Source organism: uncultured Serinicoccus sp. (assembly GCF_947487915.1).
Classification (GTDB): domain Bacteria; phylum Actinomycetota; class Actinomycetes; order Actinomycetales; family Dermatophilaceae; genus Ornithinicoccus.
Map to the genome: position 1 here is coordinate 300,628 of NZ_CANKYH010000001.1, position 25,435 is coordinate 326,062.

Genomic DNA, 25,435 nt, shown 5'->3' on the forward strand with positions numbered 1-25,435 from the left:
TGGTGCAGGTGCCGGAGGCACCTCGTGGACCGACCACCGACCACCGACCGGCCGTGCCGGCCGGGCTAACTCATACGAAGACGATCTGCGCGCCCTGGGCGATCTCGATGAAGTCACCGGCGCTGATGACCCCCTCGACGCCGGGGTGCAGGTCCGCCTCGAGCATCTTGGCCATGTCGAAGCTGAGCCGACAGGCATACAGGTGGGCGCCGGAGGCCTGGAGGAGGTCGAGGAACTCGGGCACCGTCGGGATGTCCTGCTCGGCCATCTGCCTCTTGAGCATCCGGGTGGCCATGCCGGTCATCCCGGGCAGGTTGCCGAGCGCCTGCGGCACGGACGCGTGCTCCAGCCCGGGGCGGACGCGGCCCAGGTCGTCCAGGTGCATGGCGGTGTTGCCGGCCATGGTGAAGCGCAGCTTGTCGTTGGTCTTCTTGTTGACGATGTCCAGGCCCCAGAAGGTGAAGAAGAGGTGCACCTCCACCCCCTCGCCGAGGGCGGCGTTGCCCATGATGAGCGCGGGATAGGCCATGTCGAGGTTGCCCTTGGAGCAGATGAAGGCCATCTTGCGCGGGCCGTCGTAGCTGGTCGTCGTGGTCACCGCGGTGGCCTCGCCGGTCTGCACCGTCCGGGTGGTCCGGGGCGCGTCGCCGAAGTCGGGGAGGATGAAGCCCTCCGGCAGGGTGCTGGTGGTCGTGCTCACGGGGTGCCTTCCTAGACGCAGCCGACGGGTTTGCGCAGACCGGCCAGCCACGCCATCTTCTTGGCCGGTTTGCCGGGGTAGAGCCCGAAGAGGGCCCTGACGTCGAACCCGCCGACGGTCTGCATCCGCCGGAGCGTGGGGGTGACGCCGGTCCGGGACGAGTCCTCGCGCATGAAGCGCAGCGGAGCCAGGTGCTCCTCGTCGAGCTCGATCCCGATGAGGGCCGCCAGCTCGGTCGCCAGCTCCTCGCTCCACTGGTCACGGTCGGTGAGGAAGCCTTCCTCGTCGACGGCGAAGGAGCGTCCGTTCAGGGTGTTGGTGGGCATGGGGTCAGTGCTCCTCCGGCGGCTTCTTGCCGGCCATCGACAGGTGGGCGGTGACGGGGAGCCGGTGGCCGGGCAGCAGCACCTTCCAGTAGAGCTGCTCGAAGGCGAGCTTGCCCAGGTGGTTGACTCGCGAGGGGGTGAGCAGCCGCATCGGTCCGGCGACGGGCACCGGGAAGGCGCCCTTGAGGGGTTGGGTGTCGTAGTTGAAGTCGAGCAGCAGCGCCTGCCCGCGGCCGGACTCGACGAAGCAGTTGGCGTGCCCGTCGAAGGAGTTCGGCAGCGGCCGGCCCGCGACGGCGGCGAGGAAGTTGTCGACGAACAGCTCGGTGGCGAAGTGCGCCACCGACCCCGCCTTGGAGGTCGGTATGTCGCTCGCGTCGCCGAGGACGAAGATCCGCTCGTGCTCCAGGCTGCGCAGCGTGTGCCGGTCCACCGGGACGAACCCGGCGTCGTCGCCGAGCCCGGAGTCGAGGACGAACTGCTGACCGGTGTGCGGCGGCACCGTCACCAACAGGTCGAAGGGCAGCTCCCGGCCGTCATAGGCGACCAGCCGCCGGCGCTCGTTGTCGATCCGCTCCACGGCGAAGTCGGCGGCGAGGCGGATGCTGCGGTCCTCGAGCAGACCCCCGAGCTCGGCGGAGGCGACCGGTTTGGTGAAGGCGCCGTCCAGCGGCGTGACGTAGGTGATGTCGACCTGGTGCCGGATCCGGCGCCGGCGGTAGTGGTCCTCGGCCAGGAAGGCGAACTCCAGCGGCGCGACCGGGCACTTGATGGGCATCTCGCTCACGTGGACGAGCAGCCGGCCGGAGTCGAAGCGGGCCAGCGCATCTCTCAGCGCGGTGGCGCCCTCGTGGGTGTAGAACTCGTGGACCGCGTCCCGCCAGAGCGACCCGTCGGCCATCCCGGACACGAGGTCCGGCCGGGGCACGGAGCCGCTGGCGATGACCAGCCAGTCGTAGTCGAGCAGGTCGCCGCCCGCGAGCTCGACCTGCCGCCGCCCGGGGTGGACGAGGCGGACGGCCTCCTGGCGGAAGGTCGCCCGCCCGGGCAGGAAGTCACGACGGTCCTTGACGACCCGGTCCGGGTCCATCCAGAACGGCACGAAGAGGTAGCCGGGCTGGTAGTGGTGGTCGACGTCCCGGTCGACCACGGTGATCGACCAGTCGTGGTCGAGGGCCTTGGCGAGGTGGTTGGCGGCCATGGTGCCCGCGGTGCCCGCCCCCAGGATCAGGAGCCTGTTCAGGTCCTGATACTACGCCCTGTCGTATGTCGTGGCGCACCACGCCCTCCTCGACGCGCACACCCGTCGTCACGGACACCCACCGTCCGCCGGGCGCACTAGCGTGGCCGCATGACGAAGGCCCCGGACCTGGAGTTCACCGGTGAGGTGGTCGAGTGGCGGGGGCCGGCCCCCTTCCACTTCCTCGTCACCCCGCCCGAGGAGAGCGAGTGGCTCACCCAGGTGATGCGCGAGGTCACCTACGGGTGGGGCATGGTGCCGGTCGAGGGCCGGGTGGGTGGCACCGCGTTCACGACCTCGCTGTGGCCCCGGCAGGGGTCCTTCTGGGTGCCGCTCAAGGACGCCGTGCGCCGCGCGGAGGGGATCGAGCTCGGCGACGTCGTGACGGTGGGGCTGTCCATCCGTACCTGAGGATGGTGGCCCCCGTGTGAAAAGGTGGAACCCGGGACACAATGGGGTCATCGCACGCGAGTGCGACCTGCACATGCCCCCGCGGGGGCGGGCGCCCCCGCACCAGGCACCTCGAGGAGAGACGATGACCGACCAGCCGCAACCGCTCGCCGCGCCGGAGCCCCAGGCGGACCCCTTGGTGCTCACCGCCCCGTCCCCGTCCGAGCCGGTCGCCCAGACCGCGGCCCCGCGCATGGCGCCCCAGGTCGACCCGGAGGCGATGCCGGCCCTGGACGCCAAGGTGGCGGCATACCTCGCGGGCCTGACCGAGACCGAGACCCGGTCGCCGGAGTTCGCGCAGCGCGCCGCGGACGTGCGCACCATGGGCGACGCCGACATCCGCGCCGCCGCCGAGACGTCCAACCGCCTGCTCAGGTCCCCCGTCCGGGCCATCCAGCAGGGAGGCGTGTCGAAGGAGTCGAAGGTCGCGCAGACCCTCACCGAGCTGCGGCACACCGTCGAGGACCTCGACCCGGCGCAGGCGACCGGGGTGAAGAAGTGGTTCGAGCGGCTCCCCTTCTCGGACCGGTTGACCACGTACTTCCAGAAGTACGAGTCGGCCGAGAAGCACCTCGACGCGATCCTCCACGCCCTGCGCAGCGGCCAGGACGAGCTGGCCAAGGACAACGCGGCGCTCAACCTGGAGAAGCAGCAGCTGTGGGAGTCGATGGGCCGGCTCAACCAGTACGTCTACATCGCCGAGCAGCTGGACGCCAAGGTCGCGGCGACCATCGCCGAGCTGGACACCAGCGACCCGGACCGCGCCAAGGCGATGCGCGAGGACGTGCTCTTCTACGTCCGGCAGAAGCACCAGGACCTGCTCACCCAGCTCGCGGTGTCGATCCAGAACTACCTGGCCATCGACATCGTCATGAAGAACAACATCGAGCTCATCAAGGGCGTCGACCGGGCCTCGACCACCACGGTGTCGGCGCTGCGCACCGCGGTGCTGGTGGCCCAGGCGCTCAACAACCAGAAGCTCGTGCTGGACCAGATCACGGCGCTCAACCAGACCACGTCCCAGATGATCCAGAGCACCAGCGAGCTGCTGCGGGACAACTCGGTGGCGATCCAGGAGCAGGCGGCCTCCTCCACGCTGGGGCTGGAGCAGCTGCAGGCGGCCTTCACCAACATCTACGCCACCATGGACGCGATCGACGAGTTCCGGGTCCAGGCCCTGGACGGCATGTCGCAGACCATCGGGGTGCTCGAGGGCGAGGTCGAGAAGTCCCGCACCTACCTCGACCGGGCACGTCGCACCGACGGCCGGCTGGCCGGCGGTCAGCTGGACCTGGACGGGGGCCGACCGGGCGGGTCGCTGTCGTCGGGACCGCGCTGAGGTGGGCTTCTCCGACCTCCTGGACCGGATGCTGGGGCGCCCGGCGCCCGGCGACGACCGGCTGGAGCTGCCCGCTCCCCCGACCGCCCGGGACGTGCACGAGGCGCTCGGCTCGACCGAGGAGCTGCTGGGCTCCAGCGCCCTCCCCTCGGTCGTCGTCGCCCGCGGCGCCCGCGTCATCGACACCGTGCGCGACACCCTCCCGCGGCTGGAGAAGCTGAGCGGCAGCGACCTCGGATACACCGTCGTCGCCACCGCGACCGACTACCTGCCGGAGGCCATCGGGGCCTACCAGCGCCTCCCCCGCCGGTATGCCGACACCCGCCCGGTCGACGGCGCCAAGACCTCCCTCATGGTCCTCGTCGACCAGCTCGACCTGCTGGGGCTGACGATGGACCGGGTCTTCGACGCGGTCTACCGCCAGGACGCCCAGGAGCTGGTCGCCCAGGGGCGGTTCATCGCCGAGAAGTTCGGCTCCTCGGGCGCCGGCGGCTCGTTGCGCATCACCGAGGAGGAGCACGTCCCGGTGCCCGCGCCCGGCGGTCCGGCCGGGGCGGCGGGGAGCACGGACGACGGGGCGGACGGGGTGAGCCCGCTGGCGCCACCGCAGGGAGGGGCACGATGAGCACGGGCACGGTGCGGGACGCGGTCGACCTGCTCGCCCGGGTGGGCGCGGAGGCCGGGCTGGACGAGCGCGCGGCGCGCGCCGAGGGCCAGGTCATCGCCGCCGCGGTGCTGGAGCAGCCCGGGCCGAGCAGCGCGCACACGCTGTGGGCCGGCGCCTTCGACCGGCCGGCGAGCGACTTCTTCGGCGCGGTGCCCCGGGGCCGCAGGTATGCCTCGATCCCCACCCCGCTGCTCTCGACGCTCGTCGCCGAGCGCAGCCCGCGCGCGCCGGGGTATGCCCGGGCGCTCGCCGACGTCGCCACGGCGGCCTGCACCCTGCCCGGGGCGGGGCAGCTCAGCATCGGCAAGGCGACCTCGGTGGGGCGCACCCAGCTGGCGGCCGCCGGCGTGGCGCCGGCCCATGGGGCGGGGACGGCGACCGAGGGGCTCACCCCACCGGGTGCCGGACCGACGACCCCCGGGGCCGACGCGGGCGCGCTCGACCCGGGTCAGCTGCATACCTGGTCCAGCGAGCTGTTGCGGCGGGCGCAGGAGCAGTCCGCGCGGCTGGGCGAGCTTTTGGGCCAACCATCTGCGACGCCCGGTGGGGAGAATGGGCAACCATCTGCGACGCCCGGTGGGGAGAATGGGCAACCATCTGCGACGCCCGGTGGGGAGAGTGGGCCGGAGGTCGGCTCGCCGCCGGAGGAGCCGGAGGCCGAGGCCGAGCCGGAGCGCTCGGTCGAGGAGCTGCTCGCCGAGCTGGACGAGCTCATCGGGCTGGAGCGGGTCAAGGCCGAGATCCACCGGCAGGTCGCGGTGCTCAAGATGGACGCGCGACGGCAGGAGGCCGGGCTCAAGGTCGCCACGCTGACGCGGCACCTGGTCTTCGTCGGCAACCCGGGCACCGGGAAGACGACCGTGGCCCGACTGGTCGGGGGCATCTACCGTGCGCTGGGCCTGCTGAGCAAGGGCCAGCTCGTGGAGGTGGACCGCAGCGAGCTGGTAGCCGGGTACCTCGGCCAGACCGCCGCCAAGACGGCGGAGGTGGTGGGCAGCGCCCACGGCGGGGTCATCTTCATCGACGAGGCCTACAGCCTGGGCGGGGACCAGTACGGCAAGGAGGCCATCGACACCCTCGTCAAGGAGATGGAGGACCACCGCGACGACCTCGTGGTCATCGTCGCGGGCTATCCCGACCCGATGGCCGACTTCATCGCGACCAACCCGGGCCTGGAGAGCCGCTTCCGCACCATCATCGACTTCGCCGACTACACCGACGACGAGCTCGCCGCCATCCTGCAGCACCTCGCCGCGCAGATGGACTACGACCTGAGCGGGCCGGCGCTCACCCGGTTCTCCGAGATCCTGGCGGCCACGCCGCGAGGACCGAGCTTCGGCAACGGCCGGTTCGCACGCAACCTGCTGGAGGCCGCGATCGGCCGGCACGCCTGGCGGCTGCGCGACGTCGAGGGGACCTCGGTCGAGGATCTGCGCACGCTCCAGCAGGAGGACTTCGAGGACCGGGACGCCGTCGACCTCTCCGTCGCGGACACCGGGCCGGAGGAGGACGGGCCGGGTTCCGCGCCCCCCGACGGGGCTCAGGAAGATGCCGACCACGACGGTGCTGACGCCGACCGCCCGGGCCCGCCCACCGACGACGAGGGCCGCGCGTGAGCACCCCGCAGGGCGGGTCGGCGGCGTCCGCCCGCCCGGCCCCGACCGCGAACCCCACGGCCACCACGACGACGACGGCTCCGTCGACGGGGAGCGCGCAGACCCCCTCGCCGACGCAGCCGCCGAGCGGGCAGCCCGCCGGGCGCTCCCTGACCGCGCGGCAGCAGCGGCGGCGGGACGAGACGTCCAGCACCCCCCGGCTCCTGCGGCTGGCCCGGGCCGGGGCGGCCGCGGCCGCGCTGCTCACCGGGGTGGTCGCCACCGGGACCTTCTCGACCGACGGGCTCAACGCCACGCCCAACGTCGTCGCCGACCAGTGGGCCGCCGCCGAGCAGGCGAGGGTCGACATACCCCGCGCCGACCTGCTGGCCGCCCAGCGGGTCACCGACCCCGCCGCCGCGGACCAGGACGGTCTGGAGGCCTACGACGAGGTGCTGCGGGCGGCAGCCACCGACCTGAGCCGCATGGGCGACGACGCCGGGGCGGCGGCCGGAGACTGGAGCGCCTTCGTCACCGGGGTGGAGCGGGCCTCGGCGCAGGAGTCCACCGAGACGTACGCCTCCGCCTCCGCCTCGGCGGCGGCCGCGACCGAGGAGGTCGCCGAGGTGGCGGACGCCCGCGCCGACGCCCTGCTCACCGGGTCACGCTCGGTGCTCACCACGGTGGTGGGCACCCTGGGCGTGGTCGTGCTCGTCGGCATCATGGTGTGGCTGGCGCTGCGCACCCGGCGCATCGTCAACCTCCCGCTCACGGGTGCCGCCCTCATCACCGCCGGCCTCACCTGGCTCTCGGTGAACCCCGGTGCCCTGCCGCTGGACTACGACCAGTACGTCGAGGACACCAGCGCCTCCACCACCGCGCTGCAGGAGGTCTACCAGGCCCGCACCGCCCAGGTCGCCGCAGCCGGTGGGGTGGACGTGGACGCGCAGGAGCAGGTGACCGAGGCCACCGAGGCGCTGGAGGGGCTCGACGACCCCGACCTGGAGCAGGCGTGGTCCGAGGTCGCCTCCGGGGAGGACCCGTCGGCGAGCGCCGACGCCTACGCGCAGGTCGAGAGCGCCCTGGCCGACCGCGTGGGCGACGACCTGGCCCGCGTCGACCCCGGTGTCGGCGCACCGGCGGCCCTCACCGCGGCCGGCGCGCTGCTCCTGGGCATCGTGGCGGCGGGCCTGGCCTGGACCGGCGTCACCCAGCGGCTGCGGGACTACCGGTGAACGAGGACCGCAGGCGGGGCGGTGAGCCCGAGCTCCCGCCGATGACCATCATCGGGGAGGACCTCCCCGACGTCGAGGACACCACGGTCGAGGAGCTGCGGGCCCAGCAGGAGCAGCTGGAGCAGGCCCGGCGCGACCTGGCCGAGCGTGCCCGGGAGGAGCGTGAGCGCGCCGAGCAGCAGCTGGCCGCCGAGCGCCGCCGGGCCGAGCGCGAGCTGGCCCGCCGGCAGCGCGAGATCGACGACGCCGAGCGGCGTCTGCTGCGGACCGAGCGGCGCCTGCGCCAGGAGGCGGCGAGCTCCGGCCGGGGCGTGGACCTGCCCCCGAGGCCCCGCCGCCGAGCCGCCCGCCGCTCCGACAGCGAGCTGCTGGACGCGGCCCGGGCGGAGCTGGACACCCGGGTCCCGCGGCTGGGGTTCGCCGCCGCCCTGGCGCTGGGCGCCGGGCTCCTGCTGGCGCTGGGCAGCACGCTCTCCGCCGACCGGGTCGAGCAGGAGCAGACGCAGACGTTCACGGTCCTCGAGACCGCGCAGGCCGACCTGCGCGACGCCGTGTCGTCCCTCGACACCGAGCTGGTGCGCTACGCGACCGGCGACCCCGTGCCGCTGGACGACGCCGGACAGCTGGCCAGCGTGACGGCTGCCCTGGAGGTCCTGGGCCGGGAAGGGATCGACCCCTACGCCGCCGAGCGTCTGGCCGAGGCCGGGCCGGAGCTGTCCGGCGACGCCGTGAGCCCGGTCCGCGCGGCCACCTCCTGGCAGGACACGCGGCAGGACATGGCGTATGCCGTCTCGCCCTGGGAGGTCGAGGACGAGGTGGAGGAGCTGGCGCCCGGGTCGGCGCTCGGCACCCTCCTGCTGTGGGCGGGTGCCCTGGTCCTCGTGGTCGCGGCGGTCGTGCTGCTGCGGGCGGGGGCCCGGGTCGCGAGCGCCTTCTTCGTGCTGGCGGCCCTGGCGACGTCGCTGCTCGTCGTCCAGGACGCCCAGCCGGGGTGGCGCAGGGCGGTGGTGGCCCACGAGGAGGCCGCCGACCGGCCGGCTGACCTGCAGAGCGTCGTCGAGGACGACCTGGAGATCCTGGTGGGGCTGCGCACGTTGGCGCCGTGGGAGACCGAGGACGACGACTACGGCTACTGGACCACCGAGTACCGCCTCGAGGAGAGCGGCGCCGACCCGGACGGCACCGTGGCGCAGGCCCGCGCCGACCTGGGCCGGGCCCTCACCGAGGACGGCAGCCAGCAGCAGCAGCGCACGGCCGCCCTCGACCTCGTGGCGGCGGCCGACGAGGCCCGGGAGCCCCTGGAGGCCGACCTGGTCACGGCCCGCGAGACCGTGGTGGTCGAGGCGACCACCGGGCCCTCCGCCGGGCTGCTGGGTGCCGGGCTGGGGCTGGCCGTGCTGCTGCCCTTCGCCGGCCTCGGGGCGGAGTCGCTGACCCGACGCCGGAAGGAGACCCCGTGAGCCCCACCCACGTCACCGCGCCCGCCGCACCGGGCAGCATCGGGGCGGACGTCCCGGACACCGAGCTGCTGGCCTACCTCGACGCCATGCTGCGGTGGAAGGACCGTCGACGCAGCGAGCTGGCCGCCCTCGACGAGGCGGCGCTGGCCGTGGCCGATGCGCACGAACGGGCCGCGGTCACCCCCGACGTGACCCTCTCGATGACCCTCTGGCAGGCCGTGGCGGACCGGCTGGCGCTCATCCAGGCCACCTGGGACAGCGGCCGGGTGGGCGAGCGGGAGCGACGTCGGATCACCACCCTCGTCTGGGGCAGCCTCGAGCAGCCGGGCACCCGCGGAACGCAGTCGCTGGCGGTCTCGCTCCCCGAGGCCTGTCGGCTGTCGGACTCCCTGGCCTCCTCGCTGCGCTCCCGGCTACGCCTCGACGGGGCCGACCCCGACCTGCCCGGCCGGTTGCGCGCGCTGCGCCAGCAGGTCGAGCGCATCGCCGACCAGGTCGCGCTCATCCCGGACGCCCGCTCCGGCTCGGCCGCCGGGGCGCACCGCGAGCTCGACCAGCGGCTCACCGACATCACCGACCGGGCCGCCCGCGGCGCGGACGTCGGCGGGCTGCTGGGCCCGCTGGAGTCCCAGGCCGCCACGGTCGAGCGGGACCTCATCGTCGCCGCCTCCGCGCGGGCGCACGCCAAGGCCGACCACGCCCAGGCCACCCGCGAGGTGGCCGAGCTCTCCGCCCGCGGCGAGGCGGTCCGCGCGCTGGCGCACCGGGCCCGCGCCACGGTCACCCCGGCGCCCCGGCTCGGCGTCCCCGACGTCGCGGCGCTGGGCCCGGTGCCCGGCGACCCCGCCGAGCTGACGGCATACCGGGAGCGGCTGGAGCGGGTCGAGCGCGCCCTCACCGTCGCCCAGGGCGAGTATGCCGCCGCGCTGGCCCGGCTGGAGGACCTCACCGAGCGCGCGGCCCGGGTCCGGCGGCAGCTGGCGCAGGCCCCGGGCGAGCCCGAGCCGGCCATCGAGGCCCTGGCCGACCAGACCGACGCCCTGCTGGCGACCCGGCCGACCGACCTCACCCGGTTGCAGGCCCTCGTGCAGGCCCAGGAGAGCTTCGCCACCGCGATGGGAGGACGACCGTGACCGCGTGCCAGGAGCCGGGGTGCACCGGCCGCTACGAGGACGGCTGGTGCAACGTGTGCGGTGCGCCCGAGCCGCGCCAGGCGCCGATCGAGGCGACCCCGGTGCGGCCGGACCCGGTCCCGGTCGCGGGCACCACCTCCCCCGCCGCCACCGGGGACCACGAAGCCTCCGGGGTCTCCGGGGCCTCCGCGGCGGCGGACCCCGCGCAGCAGTCGGTGCAGGTGGTCGCCACGCCGGCGCCGGGACAGACGCAGCGGGCCGTGAGCGCGGCCCGGGTGCGGCGCCGGCGCGCCGGGGCGGCCGGTCGCCGCTCCCGCCTGGGTCTCGGGCTCACGGACGTGCCGGACGTGCCGGTGACCGACCCGACCGAGAAGCTCATGGTCGACCCGCGCGTCCCCGAGGACCGGCGCGTCTGCCCCGTCTGCGGCGCCGACGTCGGCCGTGCCGCGGGGCAGGCGGAGGGGCGCCAGCAGGGCTTCTGCCCGCAGTGCCGCGCCCCCTACTCCTTCACCCCCAAGCTGGATCCGGGCGAGCTGGTGGCGGGGCAGTACGAGAACGTCGGTGCCCTCGCCCACGGCGGCATGGGGTGGATCTACCTGGGGCGCGACAAGAACGTCTCGGACCGGTTCGTCGTGCTCAAGGGGCTGCTCAACACCGGTGACGAGGACGCCCTGGACGCCGCCGTCGCCGAGCAGCAGTTCCTGGCCCAGGTGAAGCATCCGCTCATCGTCGAGATCTACAACACCGTCCAGCACGACGAGGACGCCTACACCGTCATGGAGCACGTCGGCGGCCGCTCGCTCAAGCAGCTGCTGCAGGACCGGATGGCGGAGGCGGGCCGCTACGCGCCCTTCCCCGTCGACCAGGCCCTGGCCTACGTCATCGAGGCGCTGCCGGCCTTCACCCACCTGCACGAGCTCGGGCTGCTCTACTGCGACTTCAAGCCGGACAACCTCATCCACGAGGGCGACGGCATCAAGCTCATCGACCTGGGTGGGGTGCGCCGGCAGGACGACCTGGACTCCCCCATCTACGGCACGATCGGCTACCAGGCTCCCGAGGTGGCCGAGGTCGGTCCCTCGGTCGCCTCCGACATCTACACCATCGGCCGCACCCTGTGCGTGCTGACCTTCGAGTTCCGCGGCTACCAGAGCGAGTACGTCGACTCCCTGCCCCCGCTGTCCCAGGTCCCGGCCTTCACCGAGCACGACGCCTTCTACCGCGTCGTCGCGCGGTGCTGCGCCCCGGACCCCAACGACCGCTTCCTGTCCGTGGAGGAGCTGCGCAGCCAGCTCGTGGGGGTGCTGCGCCAGGTCGTGGCGGCCAGCGGGCCGGGCCGGCCCGCGACCCTCTCGGCGCACAGCCCGGCTTTCGACCCACCGGTCACCACCGGCGAGACCCTGTCGTGGTGGGAGCTGCCCGAGCTGCAGCGGGACGACACCGACCCCATGCTCGACTGGATCTCGGGGCGGAGCACCAACGACCCGCAGACGACCCACGAGGCGCTGCGCGCGGCCCCCGAGGAGACTCCGGAGGTCTTCCTGGCCCGGGCCCGCTCCGGCATCCGGATGGGTCAGCGCAGCTGGGTGGAGGAGTCCGTACGCGGTCTGCTGGCCGAGGACCCGTGGGACTGGCGGGGCTCGTGGATCCGCGGGCTGTGGGCGCTCTCGCAGGCCGAGGGCGAGCACGTTCGCGAGCGCGCGCAGGAGGCCGGTGGGCACTTCGCCGCGGTGCGGGACGCCCTGCCGGGCGAGATCGCCCCTCGCATGGCCCTGGCGCTGGCGACCGAGCTGGCCGGTTACGACCAGGCCGCCGAGCTGGACTACGAGCGGGCGTGGCGCACCGACGCGGCCTACGTCGCCCCCGCCGCCTTCGGTCTGCACCGGGTGCGCCTGGCCCGCGGCGACGTCGACGGTGCCATCGCCGCCCTCGACTCGGTGCCGGCGAGCAGCCGGGCCCACCCGCGCGCCCGGTGGCTCCGGGCCGAGCTGCTGCGCCGTCGGGGCGGCCTCGCGGACCTGCGCGAGTCCATGCACTCGGTCACCCGCCTCACCCTCGACCCGCGCCAGCGGGCGCAGTTCAACGCGGTCATCTACGAGCAGGCCCTCGACCAGGTGGGCGAGCACGGCCCCCAGCCGGACTGGCGGGTGGGTGAGGTCCCGCTCACCCGCGACGCGCTGCAGCGCGCCCTGGAGCGGGAGTACCGCGTCCTCGCCGACTACACCCCCGACCCGCAGGAGCGGGCCGGGCTCATCGACCGCGCCAACGCGGTCCGCCCCTGGAGCTGGACATGAGCGACCCGACCACCGCCCCGTTGCCGGACGACCCCACCGCACCGATCCCCGCACCCGGGTCCGGCGGCAGCAAGGAGTCCGCCCCGCGGCCCGAGCAGCCGGAGGCCGAGCCCGCCGAGCCCGGTGCCGAACCCGCCGCCGCCCAGCCCGTTTCCACGCCCGTCGAGCCCGGTGCGCAGGAGGAGGAGCCGGAGCCGTTCAGCGACGGCCCTCCCCCGCTGCCGGAGCCGATGCTGGTGCTGGACGGTGCGCTTCCCCCGGCCGCGGCGTCCGCGCCCGCGCCGGAGGTCGACCACGGCACCTGCGCCTCCTGCGGCGGCGGCTTCGACGAGGAGGGGTGGTGCACGCAGTGCGGGGAGCGCCGCCCCGACCCGCGCCACCACGTCACGTCCGCGCCCTCGGCGTCGGTGGCCGGGGTGTGCGACCGGGGCCGGCGGCACCGCGACAACGAGGACGCGATGGCGCTGTGGGGAGACGACGGCCAGCCAGGTCGGGCCGTGCTGGTCGTCTGCGACGGGGTCTCCAGCGCCCCTCGCTCGGCCGAGGCGAGCCTGGCGGCCGCGGAGGCCGCGCTCGAGCAGCTGCGCGGCCCCGGTGACCCCGAGGAGCGGCACGACCGGGCGGCGCGGGCCGCTGCTGACGCCGTGGCCGCGGTGGCCGGCGAGAGCCACCGCGACTCGCCGTCGTGCACCTACGTCAGTGCCGTGGTCGAGGACGGCCGCGCCAGCATCGCCTCGATCGGGGACAGCCGGGCCTACTGGCTGCCCGACGACGGGGAGCCGCAGCGGCTCACCAGCGACGACTCGATGGCCGAGGAGCAGGTACGCGCCGGCATACCCCGGGCCGAGGCCGAGGCGGGCCCGCTGGCGCACACCATCACCCGGTGGCTGGGGCCGGACTCCCCCGACCACCGGCCCGGCACCACGGCGCACGACGTCGCCGCCCCCGGCTGGCTGCTGCTCGCCAGCGACGGCCTGTGGAACTACGCCTCCGACCCGGCCGACCTCGCCGCCGTGGTCCGCTCGGTCGGCGCGCGGGTCGGCCACTCCCCCGCGCCGCTGGCCCAGGGCCTGGTGGACTGGGCCAACGAGCAGGGCGGCGCCGACAACATCACGGTCGCCCTCGCCCGCTGCGGGGACGCGAGGCAGGATGGGACCCATGGCTGAGTTCACCTCGACCGTCCACCAGAACGAGTTCCTGCCCGACGGGGGCACCGACGTGCACGCGATCGTCTCGGTCACCTGCTCCGGGGCCGGAGAGGTGGTCGCCTGGGGCGGCGCGGGAGCCCCGGGCGGTTCCGGCGGCGACGCCGGCGAGGTCATCATCGTCGACGTCTCGGGATCGATGGACGTCCAGGGGGTGCAGGCGGCGGCGTATGCCGCGTCCGCCGCGCTCGACGAGATCGTGGACGGCGTGTGGTTCGCCATCGTGGCGGGCAACCACGAGGCGGCGCTGTGCTACCCCACCGGCACCTCGGCCGCGATGGCCCGGATGTCGGCCCAGACCCGGCTGGAGGCCAAGCGGTCGCTGCAGCGACTGGCCCCGGGCGGGGGGACGGCGATGGGCCGCTGGCTGCTGGCGGCCGGCCAGCTGTTCGCCACGGTGCCCTCGCTGTCCAAGCGGCACGCGATCCTGCTGACCGACGGCGCCAACCAGCACGAGACCCCGCAGGAGCTGAGCTGGGCGCTGGACCAGGTGCGGGGCCGGTTCCAGGTCGACTGCCGCGGGCTCGGTGCCGCCTGGCAGGTGGCCGAGGTCCGCCGCATCGCCGAGACGCTGCTGGGCAGCGTCGACCTCATCCGCACCTGGGACGGGCTCAGCGAGGACTTCGCCGCGCTCATGGCGTCCTCGATGGGCAAGGGGGTCAGCGACGCGCAGCTGCGCGTGTGGGCGCCCCAGGGTGCCGAGGTGCTCTTCGTCAAGCAGGTCAGCCCCACGCTGGAGGACCTCTCCGGTCGTCGGGTCGAGGTCAACGCGCTCACCGGGGGCTACGACACCGGCGCCTGGGGCGACGAGACCCGCGACTACCACGTCGCGGTGCGGCTGGCGCCCAAGGCGGTCGGCCAGGAGCAGCTCGCCTCGCGCGTGCAGCTCGTCGTGGGCGGCGAGGTCCGCACGCAGGGTCTGGTCAAGGCGGCCTGGTCGGCGGACGACGTGCTGACGGCTCAGATCAGCCCGGAGGTCGCGCACTACACCGGCCAGACCGAGCTGGCCTCGGCGATCCAGGAGGGGCTGCGCGCCAAGGCCCTGGGCGACGACGTGACCGCCACGTCCCGGCTGGGCCGCGCGGTGCAGCTGGCCCGGGAGACCGGTGACGACGGCGCCACGTCGCGCCTGTCGCGGGTCGTCGACATCGACGACGCCGCGACCGGCCGGGTGCGGCTGCGCCGACACGTCGACAAGCTCGACGAGATGGAGCTGGACACCGCCTCCACCAAGACGACCCGGGTGCGGCCCGGCTGATGGTGAGGTGCCCCGAGGGCCACGAGAGCGAGGCCACCGACTACTGCGACACCTGCGGCGCACCCATCGGCGCCGCCCCGGCGGGTCCGGTCGGCCCGTCCGCGGCGGCCGGTGCCGCTGGGGAGGCACGACCGGAGGCGGGCGGGTCGGTCCTCGACCTCGACGAGCCGGTCGTGCAGACGCAGTCCTGCCCGCACTGCGGCGGCGTCAACGTCGCTGACGCCCTCTTCTGCGAGTCGTGCGGCTACGACTTCACCACGGGTGCCCTCCCGCTGGGTGCCGGGCCGGAGGAGCCCGAGGAGGCCGAGGAGGGACCGGTCGTCGAGCCCGACGCACCCGAGCCGGACCCCGACGCCGACCCTGACACACCCGAGCCGGACCCCGTCGCACCCGAGCCGGACCCCGCCGCCGACCCCCACCCACCTGAGCCCGACCCCGACACACCCGAGCCCGTCGCCGAGCCCGTCGCACCCGAGCCCGTCGCACCCGAGCCCGAGCCCGAGCCGGAGCCGCAGGCACCCGCCGCGGCACCCGTGACGGCCCCGACACCTGCGGAGCCTGGCTCGGCCGCGCACGCTCGGCCACGGCATACCCCGCCCTCGCGCGACCTCGCGGACACCTGGGTGGTGGAGGTCTGGGTCGACCCCGACTGGTATGCCGTGCAGCAGACCGTGGAGGCGTGCCCCAGCGCCGGGGTCCCGGACGTCGTGGTCGTGCGGCGCAGCGTCGTCATGGTCGGTCGGCCCTCGGGGAGCCTCGGCGTGCGCCCGGAGGTCGACGCGGGCGCCGACAGCGCCGTCTCGCGGCGGCACGCCCAGCTGACCAGCGACGGGACCCGGTGGTGGATCGAGGACCTCGGCAGCAGCAACGGCACCTACGTCGGGGTCGTGGGCGAGCCGCTGCCGACGCAGGCCCTGACGCCCGGCCAGCGGGTCGAGATCGACCGCGACGACCGCATCTACGTCGGGGCCTGGACCCGGCTGGTGCTCCGGCAGGCGACGGCGTCCGAGCGAGCCGGTCAGGGCTGACCGGCAGGTCGGCGGCGTGCCGCACCCTGCGTCCGGGCCACCGGTGGACCTAGAGTCGTCCCCATGCCCACCGACCCCCCGGCACCGACGACCCGCACCAGCCGCGCCCGGCTGCGCCGCTCCGGCCGTCACCTGCTGCGCCTGGGGGGTCTGCTGGCCGTCGTGTCCCTCGTCGTCACCCTCGTCGGCGGGTGGGCCACCCGCTCCCTGCTGGAGCACCTGCAGTCCAACTCGGCCGAGCTGCTCGACGGCACCGCGACGGTCTCGCTGACCGAGGGCACCCAGCGCACGCTCTACGTCACCGGTGGCCTCGTCGCACCGGGCGAGATCGCCCCGACCCCGGTCGAGCAGATCAGCTGCACCATCACCGGGCCCGGTGGCGAGCTGCCGTTCACCACGCTGGCCGAGGAGGGGAGCCGGGTCGGGATCGTCACGGCCCTGGCTCGCTTCCAGGTCGTCGGCCGGTTCACCGCGGCGGACACCGGCGAGCACCAGATCGACTGCGAGGGTCTCGGTGTCGTCGTGGCCCCGGACGTCGGCCCGGCCAACGCGTTGCTCCGCCTCGGCGGGCTCGCGCTCGGCACCCTCGGCACCTTCGTCGGCCTCTCGATGGTGCTCATCGGGGGCGTCCTGCTGCTGCTCGTCCGGGCCCCGGACGGCGGCCAGGACGGCGAGGAGATCGTGGACGACGCCCCTCCGGCCGAGGGGGCCGACGAGTGGTGGGAGGACGAGGCCGGCGAGGACCGGCCCGAGCAGGCCGGGCGGCCGGCCGGCGCGGCGGGCAGCGAGCCCGCCGAGGACGGCGACGGCGAGTTCGACGGTGACGACTCGTTCGACGGCGACGGCGACGGCGACGGCGACGGCGACGGCGAGTTCGTCGACCTCAGCGACGAGGAGCTGGCCGCCTTGTCGGAGGAGCAGATCGCCGAGCTGGTCGCCTCCGGGCAGCTGGTCTTCGTGGACGACGACGAGGACGACACCACCCGCCCGTGACGCCGGGGCCGGGAGGACCCCGGGCCCGCCCGGTGTGCTTCGGGCCCGCGGTGAACGCGACGTCGGCGCCCGCGGTGAACGCGACGTCGGCGCGCGGCGGATATGGTCGTGCCATGAGCTACGGAAACCCTCCGGCACCGCGACGCAGCGGTCTGACCACGGCCGGCAAGTGGATGTTCATCATCGGCCTCGTCCTGTCGGTGATCGTCGGGATCGGCGTCGCCTGGGGCGGGGTGCAGGGCGCCCGGATGTTCAGCGACTTCCAGGAGGGCGGGACGCCGATGGACGGCGGCCAGGCGACGGTCTCCATGGAGGAGGGCGACCTGCGGCTGGTGACCGCCGAGGGGAGCCAGACCCCGACGTGCACGGTGACCGGGCCGGACGGCACCGAGTCGGCGCTCACCCAGGACAGCACCTTCGACACCGGTGACCAGCAGGTCGACGCTCAGGTGGTGGGGACCTACCAGGCCACCGCGACCGGGGAGCACACCTTCACCTGCGAGGGCGGCACCACCTCGCTGTCCCCGAGCATCAGCATCGGGGCCACCATCGGGCTCGCGGTCGCGGGTCTGGGCATCCTGGCGCTGATCCCGCTGCTGCTGCTCACCGGCATCGGGCTCATCCTGTGGCTCGTCGGCCGCAGCAGGGACCGCAAGGCCGCCGACGGGCCGCCCGGGGGCTACGGCTACGGCCACGGCAACAGCAATGCCTACCCGCAGCAGGGCTACGGCCAGCCGCAGGACAGCGGCTACCCACAGGCACCCGGGCAGGGGTACGGCCAGCAGTACGGCCAGGGGTCGCCCCCGCGGCCGCCCGGGCAGGACCCGACCGACCCCTACCGCCGGGACTGAGCGGGCGACCGGTCGCCGCGGTCGCCGCGGCCGCCACCGGTTGACGGCGACGGGAGCGCGGACGAGAGTGGCGGCATACCCCACGAGGACAGGGAGCCCCACCATGCACCGTCGCAGCACCCGCAGGATCGTCCCGGCCACCCTCGCGCTCGGCGCCCTGGTCGCGGCCCCGGTGGCCGCGGGCGCGGCCCCCGACCGACCCGGTGAGCCGAGGTATGTCGAGGGGGCCGCGGGAGCGGGCGACCCCTACCTGCCGCTCGCCGGCAACGGCGGCATCGACGTCGAGCACTACGACCTGGACCTGCGCTACTCCCCGCCGCCGCCGGACGGTCCCCTGGAGGGGCGTCTCGACGGGGTCACGACGATCACCCTCACCGCCACGCAGGACCTGCGCGCCTTCCACCTGGACCTGCGGGGGCTGCAGGCGTCCGCGGTGACCGTGGACGGCAAGCGGGCCCGCTTCGAGGCCGAGCAGGGCAACGAGCTGGTCATCACCCCGCGGCCCAAGCTCAAGGCCGGCGACACCGTGGAGGTCGTGGTGTCCTACGGCGGCACGACCGGTCGACCCACCGACCTGGAGGGCGCGCTCTACGGCTGGGTCACCACCCGCGACGGGGCGATGGTCGTCAGCCAGCCGGACGGGTCGGCGACCTGGTTCCCGGTCAGCGACCACCCCACCGACAAGGCGAGCTACACCTTCGAGGTCACCGTGCCGGACGGCCTCGTCGCCGTGGCCAACGGTCTGCTCGAGGGGTCCGAGACCGAGGACGGCTGGACCACCTGGTCCTGGGACGCGCCGGACCCGATGGCGGCCTACCTCGCGACCGCCACGGTCGGCGACTTCGAGCTCAGCACCTCCACCACCCCCAGCGGGGTGCCGGTCATCGACGCGGTGGACCCCGACCTGCCCGACTCCGCCTCGGCCAACCTGGCGCTGACCGGGGAGATGATGACCTTCTTCGAGGGGCTCTTCGGCGACTACCCGTTCGTGGCCTACGGCGCCATCGTCGACGACGACTCGGTGGGCTACGCCCTGGAGACGCAGACCCGCTCGTTCTTCTCCCGCCGGGCCAACGAGGGCACGGTCGCCCACGAGCTGGTGCACCAGTGGATCGGCGACGACGTGGCCGTCCACCGCTGGGCGGACATCTGGCACAACGAGGGCTGGGCGACCTACGGCAGCTGGCTGTGGACGCAGGAGCAGGGCGGGGCCACGGCGCAGGCCCGCTACGAGTCGGTCATGGCCATCCCCGCCGACGACGGCTTCTGGGCGCTGGAGATCGGCGACCCGGGCCCGCTCAACCTCTTCCACCCGGCGATCTACAGCCGGTCCGCGGCGATGCTGCACGCGCTGCGCGCCGAGATCGGCGAGGACGCCTTCTGGGAGCTCACCCGCACGGTGGTCGAGGACTACGCGGGCTCCGACCTCTCGACCCAGGAGTACCGGGGGCTGGCCGCGGAGATCTCCGGCCAGGACCTCGACACCTTCTTCGAGGTCTGGCTGGACACCCCGGAGAAGCCGACCGACTGGTGAGCACGACGAGGCCCCGGCCGGCGGACGCCGACCGGGGCAGGAGCTCGTCGGGTGCCCGTCAGGGGCTGTCGGCCCCGCCGTTGACGTTGAGCGTCTCCCCCACGACGTAGCTGCTCTCCGCCGAGGCCAGGAAGACGTAGGCCGGAGCGAGCTCGACCGGCTGGCCCGCGCGGCCGAGGGGCTGGCCGAGGCCGAACTCCGGGATGGCCTCCTTGGGCTGACCCTGCACCACCTGCAGCGGGGTCCAGATCGGGCCCGGGGCGACGATGTTGACCCGCACGCCCTTCGGCGCGAGCTGCTTGGCCAGGCCCTTGCCGAAGGTGTTCATCGCGCTCTTGGTCATGGCGTAGTCCAGCAGGTGCTCGCTGGGGCTGTAGGCCTGGACCGAGCTGGACAGGATGATCGTCGAGCCGGCCTCCAGGTGCTTGACCGCTGCCCGGCACATCCAGAACATCGCGTAGACGTTGGTCTTGACGGTGAGGTCGAACTGCTCGTCGCTGATCTCCTCGATCGACGGCGTGCTCACCTGCTTGCCGGCGTTGACGACGAGGGCGTCGAGCCCACCGAGCTTCTCGGCGGCCTGGTCCACGACCCGGTCCACGGTCTCCCGGTTGGTGAGGTCACCGGGCAGCTGCACGCAGGTGCGCCCCTCGGCCTCGACCAGCTCGCGGATCCGGTCGGCGTCCTCCTGCTCGTCGGGGAGGTAGTTGATCGCGACGTCGGCACCCTCGCGGGCGTAGGCGATGGCCACGGCGCCGCCGATGCCGGAGTCTCCGCCGCTGATGAGCGCGCGGCGGCCCTGCAGGCGGCCGGTGCCGCGGTATGACGTCTCGCCGCGGTCGGCCGGCGGGTCCAGCTCGGCGTCGAGCCCGGGCATGGGCTGGTCCTGCTCGGGCGGGGAGACGCGCGGGTGGCGGGTGGTCGGGTCGTCGAAGGTCAGCTGGTCGGTCTTCTGGGCCATGCCTCGATCCTCCCCCGGGCACCGCGCCCGCGCACCGTGGAACGGCCCGCGCCGCACGAGGGCCGGCGGCGCCCGGCCCCCGCGGCCTCAGGCCTTGAGGTCGTCCTCGCCGCTGCCCGGCTGCACGGTCCACTCCGGGGGCACGTCCCGACCCGCGTCCTCGTCCGCCTCGGCGTCCTCGGACGTCTGCTGCACGATGCCCTGCGCGTGGTGGGACGGGGCGTAGACGGCATACAGCTGCAGCGGCTCGTCGCCGGTGTTGATGACGTCGTGCCAGGACCCGGCCGGGACCTGGATCGACCACCCGTCCGAGACGTCCTGGCTGAAGTCGAGGTCGTCCTCGGCGGGACCCATGACGCAGCGGCCCTGGCCGGCGTCGACCCGCAGGAACTGGTCGGTCTCCGGGTGCGCCTCGAGGCCGATGGACTGCCCGGGCGGGATGGACATGAGGGTGACCTGGAGGTACGTCCCGGTCCACGCCACCGTGCGGTAGGTGGTGTTGTCCCTCGTCGCGGTCTCGATGTCGAAGGCGTTCGGCCGGGGTCCGGGGTCGGTGACCATGCTGGCGTCCTCTCGTGCAGGTGGGTTCTCGGACCCAACCTAGCGGCCCATCCCCGCCTCCCGCGCGCGGGTGATCGCTCGGCCCGGCTGCTGCGGTGCCCCGGTCGGAACCTGGACCGGCGCGGCGGCGTCGGTAGGGTAGGAACTGCCGTCGATCGGCCGGCCGGGGTGCCGGAGGGAAGAGGGGACATGTCCAACGTGCACCGGGCCGTGGTGGGTGGCGTCGCGCTGCTGGGGGTGGTGGGGACGAGCGTCGGTCTCTGGGCCACGCAGCCCCCCGAGCACCCCGCGAGCAGCCTGGTCGTCGACGACGGCGCGGAGGTCCTGGACCTGCCGGCCCTGGAGGCCGGGGTGGAGGGTCTGCGCTTCCACGAGCCGACCGACGTCGCCGTCTTCAGCACCCTGGGGGGCGAGGCGGCACGCACCGACGACCTGGCGCTCAACACGGCCGTGCTCGAGCACGCGCGGGCCGAGCGCACCGAGTGGCTCTCCCCGGACGGGCAGACGTGGGCCGACGACCTGTTCATCTTCGCGGTCGATCCCGAGGGACGGCTGGTGGGCACCTACTTCGGGGAGAACCGCGAGGTCCCCCAGGAGGAGCAGCTGGACATCCAGGACGCCGCCAAGGAGGACTACCGCGCGGCGGACTGGACGGACGGCACGCTCGCCGGCCTCGAGGCGGGGGCGGCACGCATCGAGCAGCCCTTCATGAGGTCGGCCGGCGGGGTCGTCCTCGCCGGTCTGCTGTCGCTGCTCACCGCTGTCGGAGCCGGGACCTGGCTGGCCTTCGGCCTCCGTCGCGCCGGGGTCAGCCGCGACATGCGCGCCGAGGGTGACCGTCGGATGGCCTCGGTCGTCGGCGAGATGGACGCCACCGAGCTGCACGCCCGGCTCATCCCCGAGGACTCCCGCTACGGCGGGCGCGTCCTGCGGCGGTACGACGAGTTCACCCGCGGGGTGCGTGAGCTCACCGAGCTGGGCAACGAGGCACGCGCGATCCCGGAGTCGTCGTACAACCGGAAGGCGTCGCAGACCCGGCTCACGGCATACCGGGACAAGGCGCTGGAGCTGGACCACCTCGACGACGTCATCGCCGACACGGCCGCCTTCCTCGGCCGCGAGCACACCTGGGTGCAGGCGTGGACCCGCCAGGAGGCGCCGCTGCGCGAGGACCTCGAGCAGGTCGGGTCCGTCATCGAGACGGATGTCCCCGCCGAGGCCCGGGGGCTGCCCGAGGTCACCGCGCTGCGGGAGTTCACCTCCGGCGCCCTGGCGCTGCTGGACCAGCTGCGTGGGCAGCTGGACACGGAGGAGGTCACGCCGGACGACGCCCTGGACGAGCTGCGCACCACCCGCGACGGACTGAGCGAGCGGCTGGACCGGCTCGCCGGCGCCGTGGCCGAGGAGGTCGGGAAGACGCCCGAGGAGCGGGTCGCGATGAAGAAGGCGATGCGCGAGGAGCGCTCCCACCGGCGCACCGAGCCCACGATCATCGCCGCGGCCTACCCGTCCTGGGGCTGGTACCCCCTCGGCGCGTTCCAGACCGGCCTGCACTCCGGCACCGCCGCGGTGGAGCAGTCGCGGTCGAGCTCGAGCGGGGCGACCTCCGGCTACAGCGGCGGCGGCAGCTTCAGCGGCGCCGGGAGCTCCTCGCGGTTCTGAGGTTCCGTAGAGAGACGCGCAGCACGAGGTCCTGCCCGCGGAGACGCACCAGCATGCGTCGGCTCCCCGGTGAGGGTCTCCGCATGGCCCTGAGACCCTCTAGGCTCGGCACCGACCGAGAGTGAGGAGCCGTTGACGTGCCCCAGGACCTTCCCGAGGACCTCCGCCGAGCCGTCGCGAGCATGACGCCGGACGAGCTGCATCAGCTGCTCGCCGGGATCGCCGCCGCCAGCGGCGTCACAGCCCCGGGGTTCGGCCGGCCCAGGGTGGAGCCGGTCGTGCTGCCCGACCCGCCCGAGGACGATCTGCTCCTGACCGTGCGGGTCGACGTCGACGACGTCCGGCCGCCGGTGTGGCGCCGGCTGGAGCTGCGCGGCGACCTCCAGCTCGACGAGGTGCACGAGATCCTGCAGGCGGCGTTCGGCTGGCTGGACGGGCACCTGCACCGGTTCTGGCCGGGACCGGCCAAGCGGATCTGGACCGGGCCGTTCTTCACCACCGAGCTGGACGAGATCGAGCCCGAGGACGAGGACGAGGGCATGCAGCCCGAGGACGAGGTGCGCCTCGACCAGGTGCTACGCCAACCGGGTGACCGACTGTTCTACACCTACGACTTCGGTGATGACTGGACCTGCACCATCAAGCTGGAGAAGGTCGTCACGCTCGACGACGATGCCGAAGGCGAGGACGCGGTGTGCACCGCCGCCCGCATGGCGGGTCCGCTCGAGGACTGCGGCGGGCCGCCCGGACACCAGGAGCTGGTCGACGCCTTCCGGGCCGGCGGGCTGCCCGCGCTCGACCCGGCCCTGCGCGCCTGGGTGCCGCCCGGCTGGGACCCGTTCGAGGAGGACGTCGCATCGGTCAACGAGCGGCTGCGGATCGCGGGTATGACGCAGGCCGAGCTGATGAAGTCGCTCGCCTCGGGTGAGGACGCGGTCGCGTGGCCGTCGGCCCTGGAGCCGTTGCTGGACCTGGCCCTGCCGGACGTGCTCAGCGAGCTGGCCGAGCTGACCCGGACGGCGCGGGACGCCAGCAGGTACGGCGACCTCACGGCGGCTGACCTCGCCGCCCTGGCCCGCCCCTACCGCTACCTGGTCGACCTGGCCGGGGAGGACGGCATACCCCTCACCCATGCGGGGTGGATGAAGCCGACGGTCGTGGAGCAGATCTACCGCGACCTCGGCTTCGAGGACACGTGGATCGGCAAGGGCAACCGCGAGGACCAGACCGCCCCCGTCGCGGACCTCCGGGCGCGCTGCCAGCGGGTGGGGCTTCTGCGCAAGTACCGGGGCCGGTTGCTGCGGACCCGGGCGGCTGCAGCCCTGACCGACGACGCGGACCTCGTGCAGCACGTCGCCGGGCGGGTGGGCGCCGACAAGAACGATCTGGTGCAGGCGGCGATGGCGCTCTTCGCGCTGGTGAGCGCGGCGACCGGCGAGGCGGGCTACGACCACCGGGTCCAGGTGGCGGACCTCATGACCCGCTGCGGCCTCCGGACCACGTCGCGAGGCGTCGACCCGCACCATGCCCTCGAGTGGTGCCGCCCGGTCTGGCGGACGCTCTCGGACGCGTCCGGGCTGAAGCTGCTGCGCGGAGCGCCCGACCAGCACAGCCGTCGGCGGGTGGCCGGGATGGCGCGGATGATGCTGTGGCCACAGGGCGTCGTCTGACCCACATCAGCCGGGTGGACCACGCGGGCGCCCGCACCGTGTCGGTGCGGGCGCCCGGGGTATGCCGTCGGGAGGGTCAGCCCGCCAGCGTCGCCGTGTCGATGACGGCGCGGTAGCGCACGTCCCCGGCCACGACCTTGTCGTAGTACTCGTCGACCTGGCCGGCGTCGATGACCTCCACGGTGGCGGTGATGCCGTGCTCGGCGCAGAAGTCGAGCATCTCCTGGTGCTCCGGCAGGCCGCCGATCATGTTGCCCTTGATCGAGCGGCGGTTGGCCAGCAGCGAGAAGGCGCTGACTTGCAGCGAGTCCTCCGGAGCACCGACATTGGCCAGGACGCCGCCGCGGTCGAGCAGTCCCATGTAGGAGTCCAGCGGGATGCCCGAGCCGACGGTGTTGACCAGGAGGTCGAAGCTGCCGGCGAGCTCCTCGAACGCCGTGCCGTCCTCGGTGGCGCGGAAGTCCGTGGCGCCGAACGACATACCGTCCTGCTTCTTGCTGTCGGTGCGGCTCAGCACGGTGACGTCGGCACCCATGGCCGCGGCGATCTTCACCGCGACGTGCCCGAGGCCGCCCATGCCGATGACGCCGACGCGCGAGCCCGGGCCGACGCCGGCCTCCTTGAGCGGGTGGTAGGTCGTGATGCCGGCGCACAGCAGCGGCGTCACACCGGCGTAGTCGGCCTCGTCGTAGGAGTCGGGGATCTTCACGACGAAGTGGTCCCGGACGACGACCTCGCCGCTGTAGCCACCCTTGGTGACCTCGCCGTGGTAGTCCTCCTGGCCGTAGGTCTGGACGGCGCCCTTGAGGCAGTACTGCTCCTCGCCGTCCCGGCAGGGCTGGCACTCGCCGCAGGAGTCGACGAGGCAGCCGACACCGACGACGTCACCGACGGCGTGGCCGGTCACGTCCGAGCCGACCTCGGTGACGGTGCCGAGGATCTCGTGGCCGGGGGTGAGCGGGTAGATCGTGCCGCCCCACTCCTCCCGGGTGATGTGGATGTCGGTGTGGCAGATGCCGGCCCAGCGGATGTCGATGCGCACGTCGTCCGGTCGCAGGTCGCGGCGCTCGATCTGCACCCGCTCGAAGTCGGCTCCGGCCGAGGCGGCGGCGAGTGCTGGTGTGGTGGTCGTCACTGATGCTCCTCTGTGGGGTTCGGTGAACAGCAGAGCCGCGACACGAGTCGCGGCTCACCCTGCGTCCAACCACCAGGCCTCTGACGCCGATTCCCGCGCGGCCCGGGCCACAGATATTCCCGCGGTCGGTGAGTGTTG

22 protein-coding genes are annotated in these 25,435 nt (G+C 73.9%); 16 read left to right on the plus strand and 6 right to left on the minus strand.

Translation table 11 applies throughout. The features are described from left to right. Nucleotides 1-70: 70 nt before the first annotated feature. The 3 genes from Q0795_RS01225 to Q0795_RS01235 are packed head-to-tail and all read right to left on the minus strand — an operon-like array spanning nt 71 to nt 2,269. Entirely contained in the window at nt 71-700 is a 630-nt protein-coding gene (locus Q0795_RS01225) for a DsrE/DsrF/DrsH-like family protein (protein ID WP_298885542.1), read from the minus strand. Between the two features lie 11 nt (nt 701-711). Continuing rightward, nucleotides 712-1,026, minus strand: coding sequence for a TusE/DsrC/DsvC family sulfur relay protein (locus Q0795_RS01230; RefSeq protein ID WP_298885544.1), 315 nt, complete (start codon nt 1,024-1,026; stop codon nt 712-714). A 4-nt stretch (nt 1,027-1,030) separates the two neighbouring features. Next, entirely contained in the window at nt 1,031-2,269 is a 1,239-nt protein-coding gene (locus Q0795_RS01235) for an FAD/NAD(P)-binding oxidoreductase (protein WP_298885773.1), read from the minus strand. A 108-nt stretch (nt 2,270-2,377) separates the two neighbouring features. Between Q0795_RS01235 and Q0795_RS01240 the strand changes: the two genes are divergently transcribed. From Q0795_RS01240 to Q0795_RS01305, 14 genes are all read left to right on the plus strand, one after another. Then, on the plus strand, nt 2,378-2,677 hold the full coding sequence (locus tag Q0795_RS01240) for a DUF1905 domain-containing protein (protein WP_298885546.1): 300 nt from the start codon (nt 2,378-2,380) through the stop codon (nt 2,675-2,677). Between the two features lie 124 nt (nt 2,678-2,801). Further along, nucleotides 2,802-4,055, plus strand: a complete 1,254-nt coding sequence (locus Q0795_RS01245) for a toxic anion resistance protein (protein WP_298885548.1) — start codon at nt 2,802-2,804, stop codon at nt 4,053-4,055. A gap of 1 nt (nt 4,056) precedes the next feature. Continuing rightward, nucleotides 4,057-4,680, plus strand: coding sequence for a hypothetical protein (locus Q0795_RS01250; protein WP_298885550.1), 624 nt, complete (start codon nt 4,057-4,059; stop codon nt 4,678-4,680). Further along, nucleotides 4,677-6,338 (plus strand): AAA family ATPase, encoded by a 1,662-nt coding sequence (locus tag Q0795_RS01255; RefSeq protein ID WP_298885552.1) that lies wholly within the window; start codon nt 4,677-4,679, stop codon nt 6,336-6,338. The genes Q0795_RS01250 and Q0795_RS01255 overlap by 4 nt, the downstream gene beginning before the upstream one ends. Beyond that, complete coding sequence (locus Q0795_RS01260; RefSeq protein ID WP_298885554.1) at nt 6,335-7,552, plus strand: hypothetical protein; 1,218 nt, start codon at nt 6,335-6,337, stop codon at nt 7,550-7,552. The genes Q0795_RS01255 and Q0795_RS01260 overlap by 4 nt, the downstream gene beginning before the upstream one ends. Before the next feature lie 41 nt (nt 7,553-7,593). Further along, nucleotides 7,594-9,012 (plus strand): hypothetical protein, encoded by a 1,419-nt coding sequence (locus Q0795_RS01265; RefSeq protein WP_298885556.1) that lies wholly within the window; start codon nt 7,594-7,596, stop codon nt 9,010-9,012. Continuing rightward, entirely contained in the window at nt 9,009-10,145 is a 1,137-nt protein-coding gene (locus Q0795_RS01270; protein WP_298885558.1) for a hypothetical protein, read from the plus strand. The genes Q0795_RS01265 and Q0795_RS01270 overlap by 4 nt, the downstream gene beginning before the upstream one ends. Next, nucleotides 10,142-12,439 (plus strand): serine/threonine-protein kinase, encoded by a 2,298-nt coding sequence (locus Q0795_RS01275; RefSeq protein WP_298885560.1) that lies wholly within the window; start codon nt 10,142-10,144, stop codon nt 12,437-12,439. Before Q0795_RS01270 ends, Q0795_RS01275 begins: the two co-directional genes overlap by 4 nt. After that, nucleotides 12,436-13,605, plus strand: coding sequence for a PP2C family serine/threonine-protein phosphatase (locus Q0795_RS01280; protein WP_298885562.1), 1,170 nt, complete (start codon nt 12,436-12,438; stop codon nt 13,603-13,605). Before Q0795_RS01275 ends, Q0795_RS01280 begins: the two co-directional genes overlap by 4 nt. Further along, entirely contained in the window at nt 13,598-14,902 is a 1,305-nt protein-coding gene (locus Q0795_RS01285; protein WP_298885564.1) for a VWA domain-containing protein, read from the plus strand. Before Q0795_RS01280 ends, Q0795_RS01285 begins: the two co-directional genes overlap by 8 nt. Further along, nucleotides 14,902-15,930 (plus strand): FHA domain-containing protein, encoded by a 1,029-nt coding sequence (locus Q0795_RS01290; RefSeq protein WP_298885566.1) that lies wholly within the window; start codon nt 14,902-14,904, stop codon nt 15,928-15,930. The genes Q0795_RS01285 and Q0795_RS01290 overlap by 1 nt, the downstream gene beginning before the upstream one ends. A 63-nt stretch (nt 15,931-15,993) precedes the next feature. Continuing rightward, nucleotides 15,994-16,923, plus strand: coding sequence for a hypothetical protein (locus Q0795_RS01295; RefSeq protein WP_298885568.1), 930 nt, complete (start codon nt 15,994-15,996; stop codon nt 16,921-16,923). A gap of 113 nt (nt 16,924-17,036) precedes the next feature. After that, nucleotides 17,037-17,774, plus strand: a complete 738-nt coding sequence (locus Q0795_RS01300) for a hypothetical protein (RefSeq protein WP_298885570.1) — start codon at nt 17,037-17,039, stop codon at nt 17,772-17,774. Nucleotides 17,775-17,877: 103 nt separating this feature from the next. After that, nucleotides 17,878-19,308 carry a M1 family metallopeptidase gene (locus Q0795_RS01305; protein ID WP_298885573.1) on the plus strand — a complete coding sequence of 477 codons (1,431 nt, stop codon included), beginning with the start codon at nt 17,878-17,880 and terminating at the stop codon, nt 19,306-19,308. 58 nt (nt 19,309-19,366) lie between these two features. Here Q0795_RS01305 and Q0795_RS01310 read toward each other — a convergent pair whose 3' ends face one another. Together Q0795_RS01310 and Q0795_RS01315 are read right to left on the minus strand one after the other, a co-directional pair. Further along, entirely contained in the window at nt 19,367-20,269 is a 903-nt protein-coding gene (locus tag Q0795_RS01310; RefSeq protein ID WP_298885574.1) for an SDR family oxidoreductase, read from the minus strand. Nucleotides 20,270-20,356: 87 nt separating this feature from the next. Next, complete coding sequence (locus Q0795_RS01315; protein ID WP_298885575.1) at nt 20,357-20,830, minus strand: cupin domain-containing protein; 474 nt, start codon at nt 20,828-20,830, stop codon at nt 20,357-20,359. Nucleotides 20,831-21,019: 189 nt separating this feature from the next. On the opposite strand from Q0795_RS01315, the gene Q0795_RS01320 reads away from it, so the two are divergent. Beyond that, entirely contained in the window at nt 21,020-22,492 is a 1,473-nt protein-coding gene (locus Q0795_RS01320) for a DUF5129 domain-containing protein (RefSeq protein ID WP_298885576.1), read from the plus strand. A gap of 137 nt (nt 22,493-22,629) precedes the next feature. Further along, complete coding sequence (locus Q0795_RS01325; protein WP_298885577.1) at nt 22,630-24,162, plus strand: plasmid pRiA4b ORF-3 family protein; 1,533 nt, start codon at nt 22,630-22,632, stop codon at nt 24,160-24,162. Nucleotides 24,163-24,238: 76 nt separating this feature from the next. Here Q0795_RS01325 and Q0795_RS01330 read toward each other — a convergent pair whose 3' ends face one another. Continuing rightward, on the minus strand, nt 24,239-25,297 hold the full coding sequence (locus tag Q0795_RS01330; RefSeq protein WP_298885579.1) for an NAD(P)-dependent alcohol dehydrogenase: 1,059 nt from the start codon (nt 25,295-25,297) through the stop codon (nt 24,239-24,241). Between the last annotated feature and the right edge of the window lie 138 nt (nt 25,298-25,435).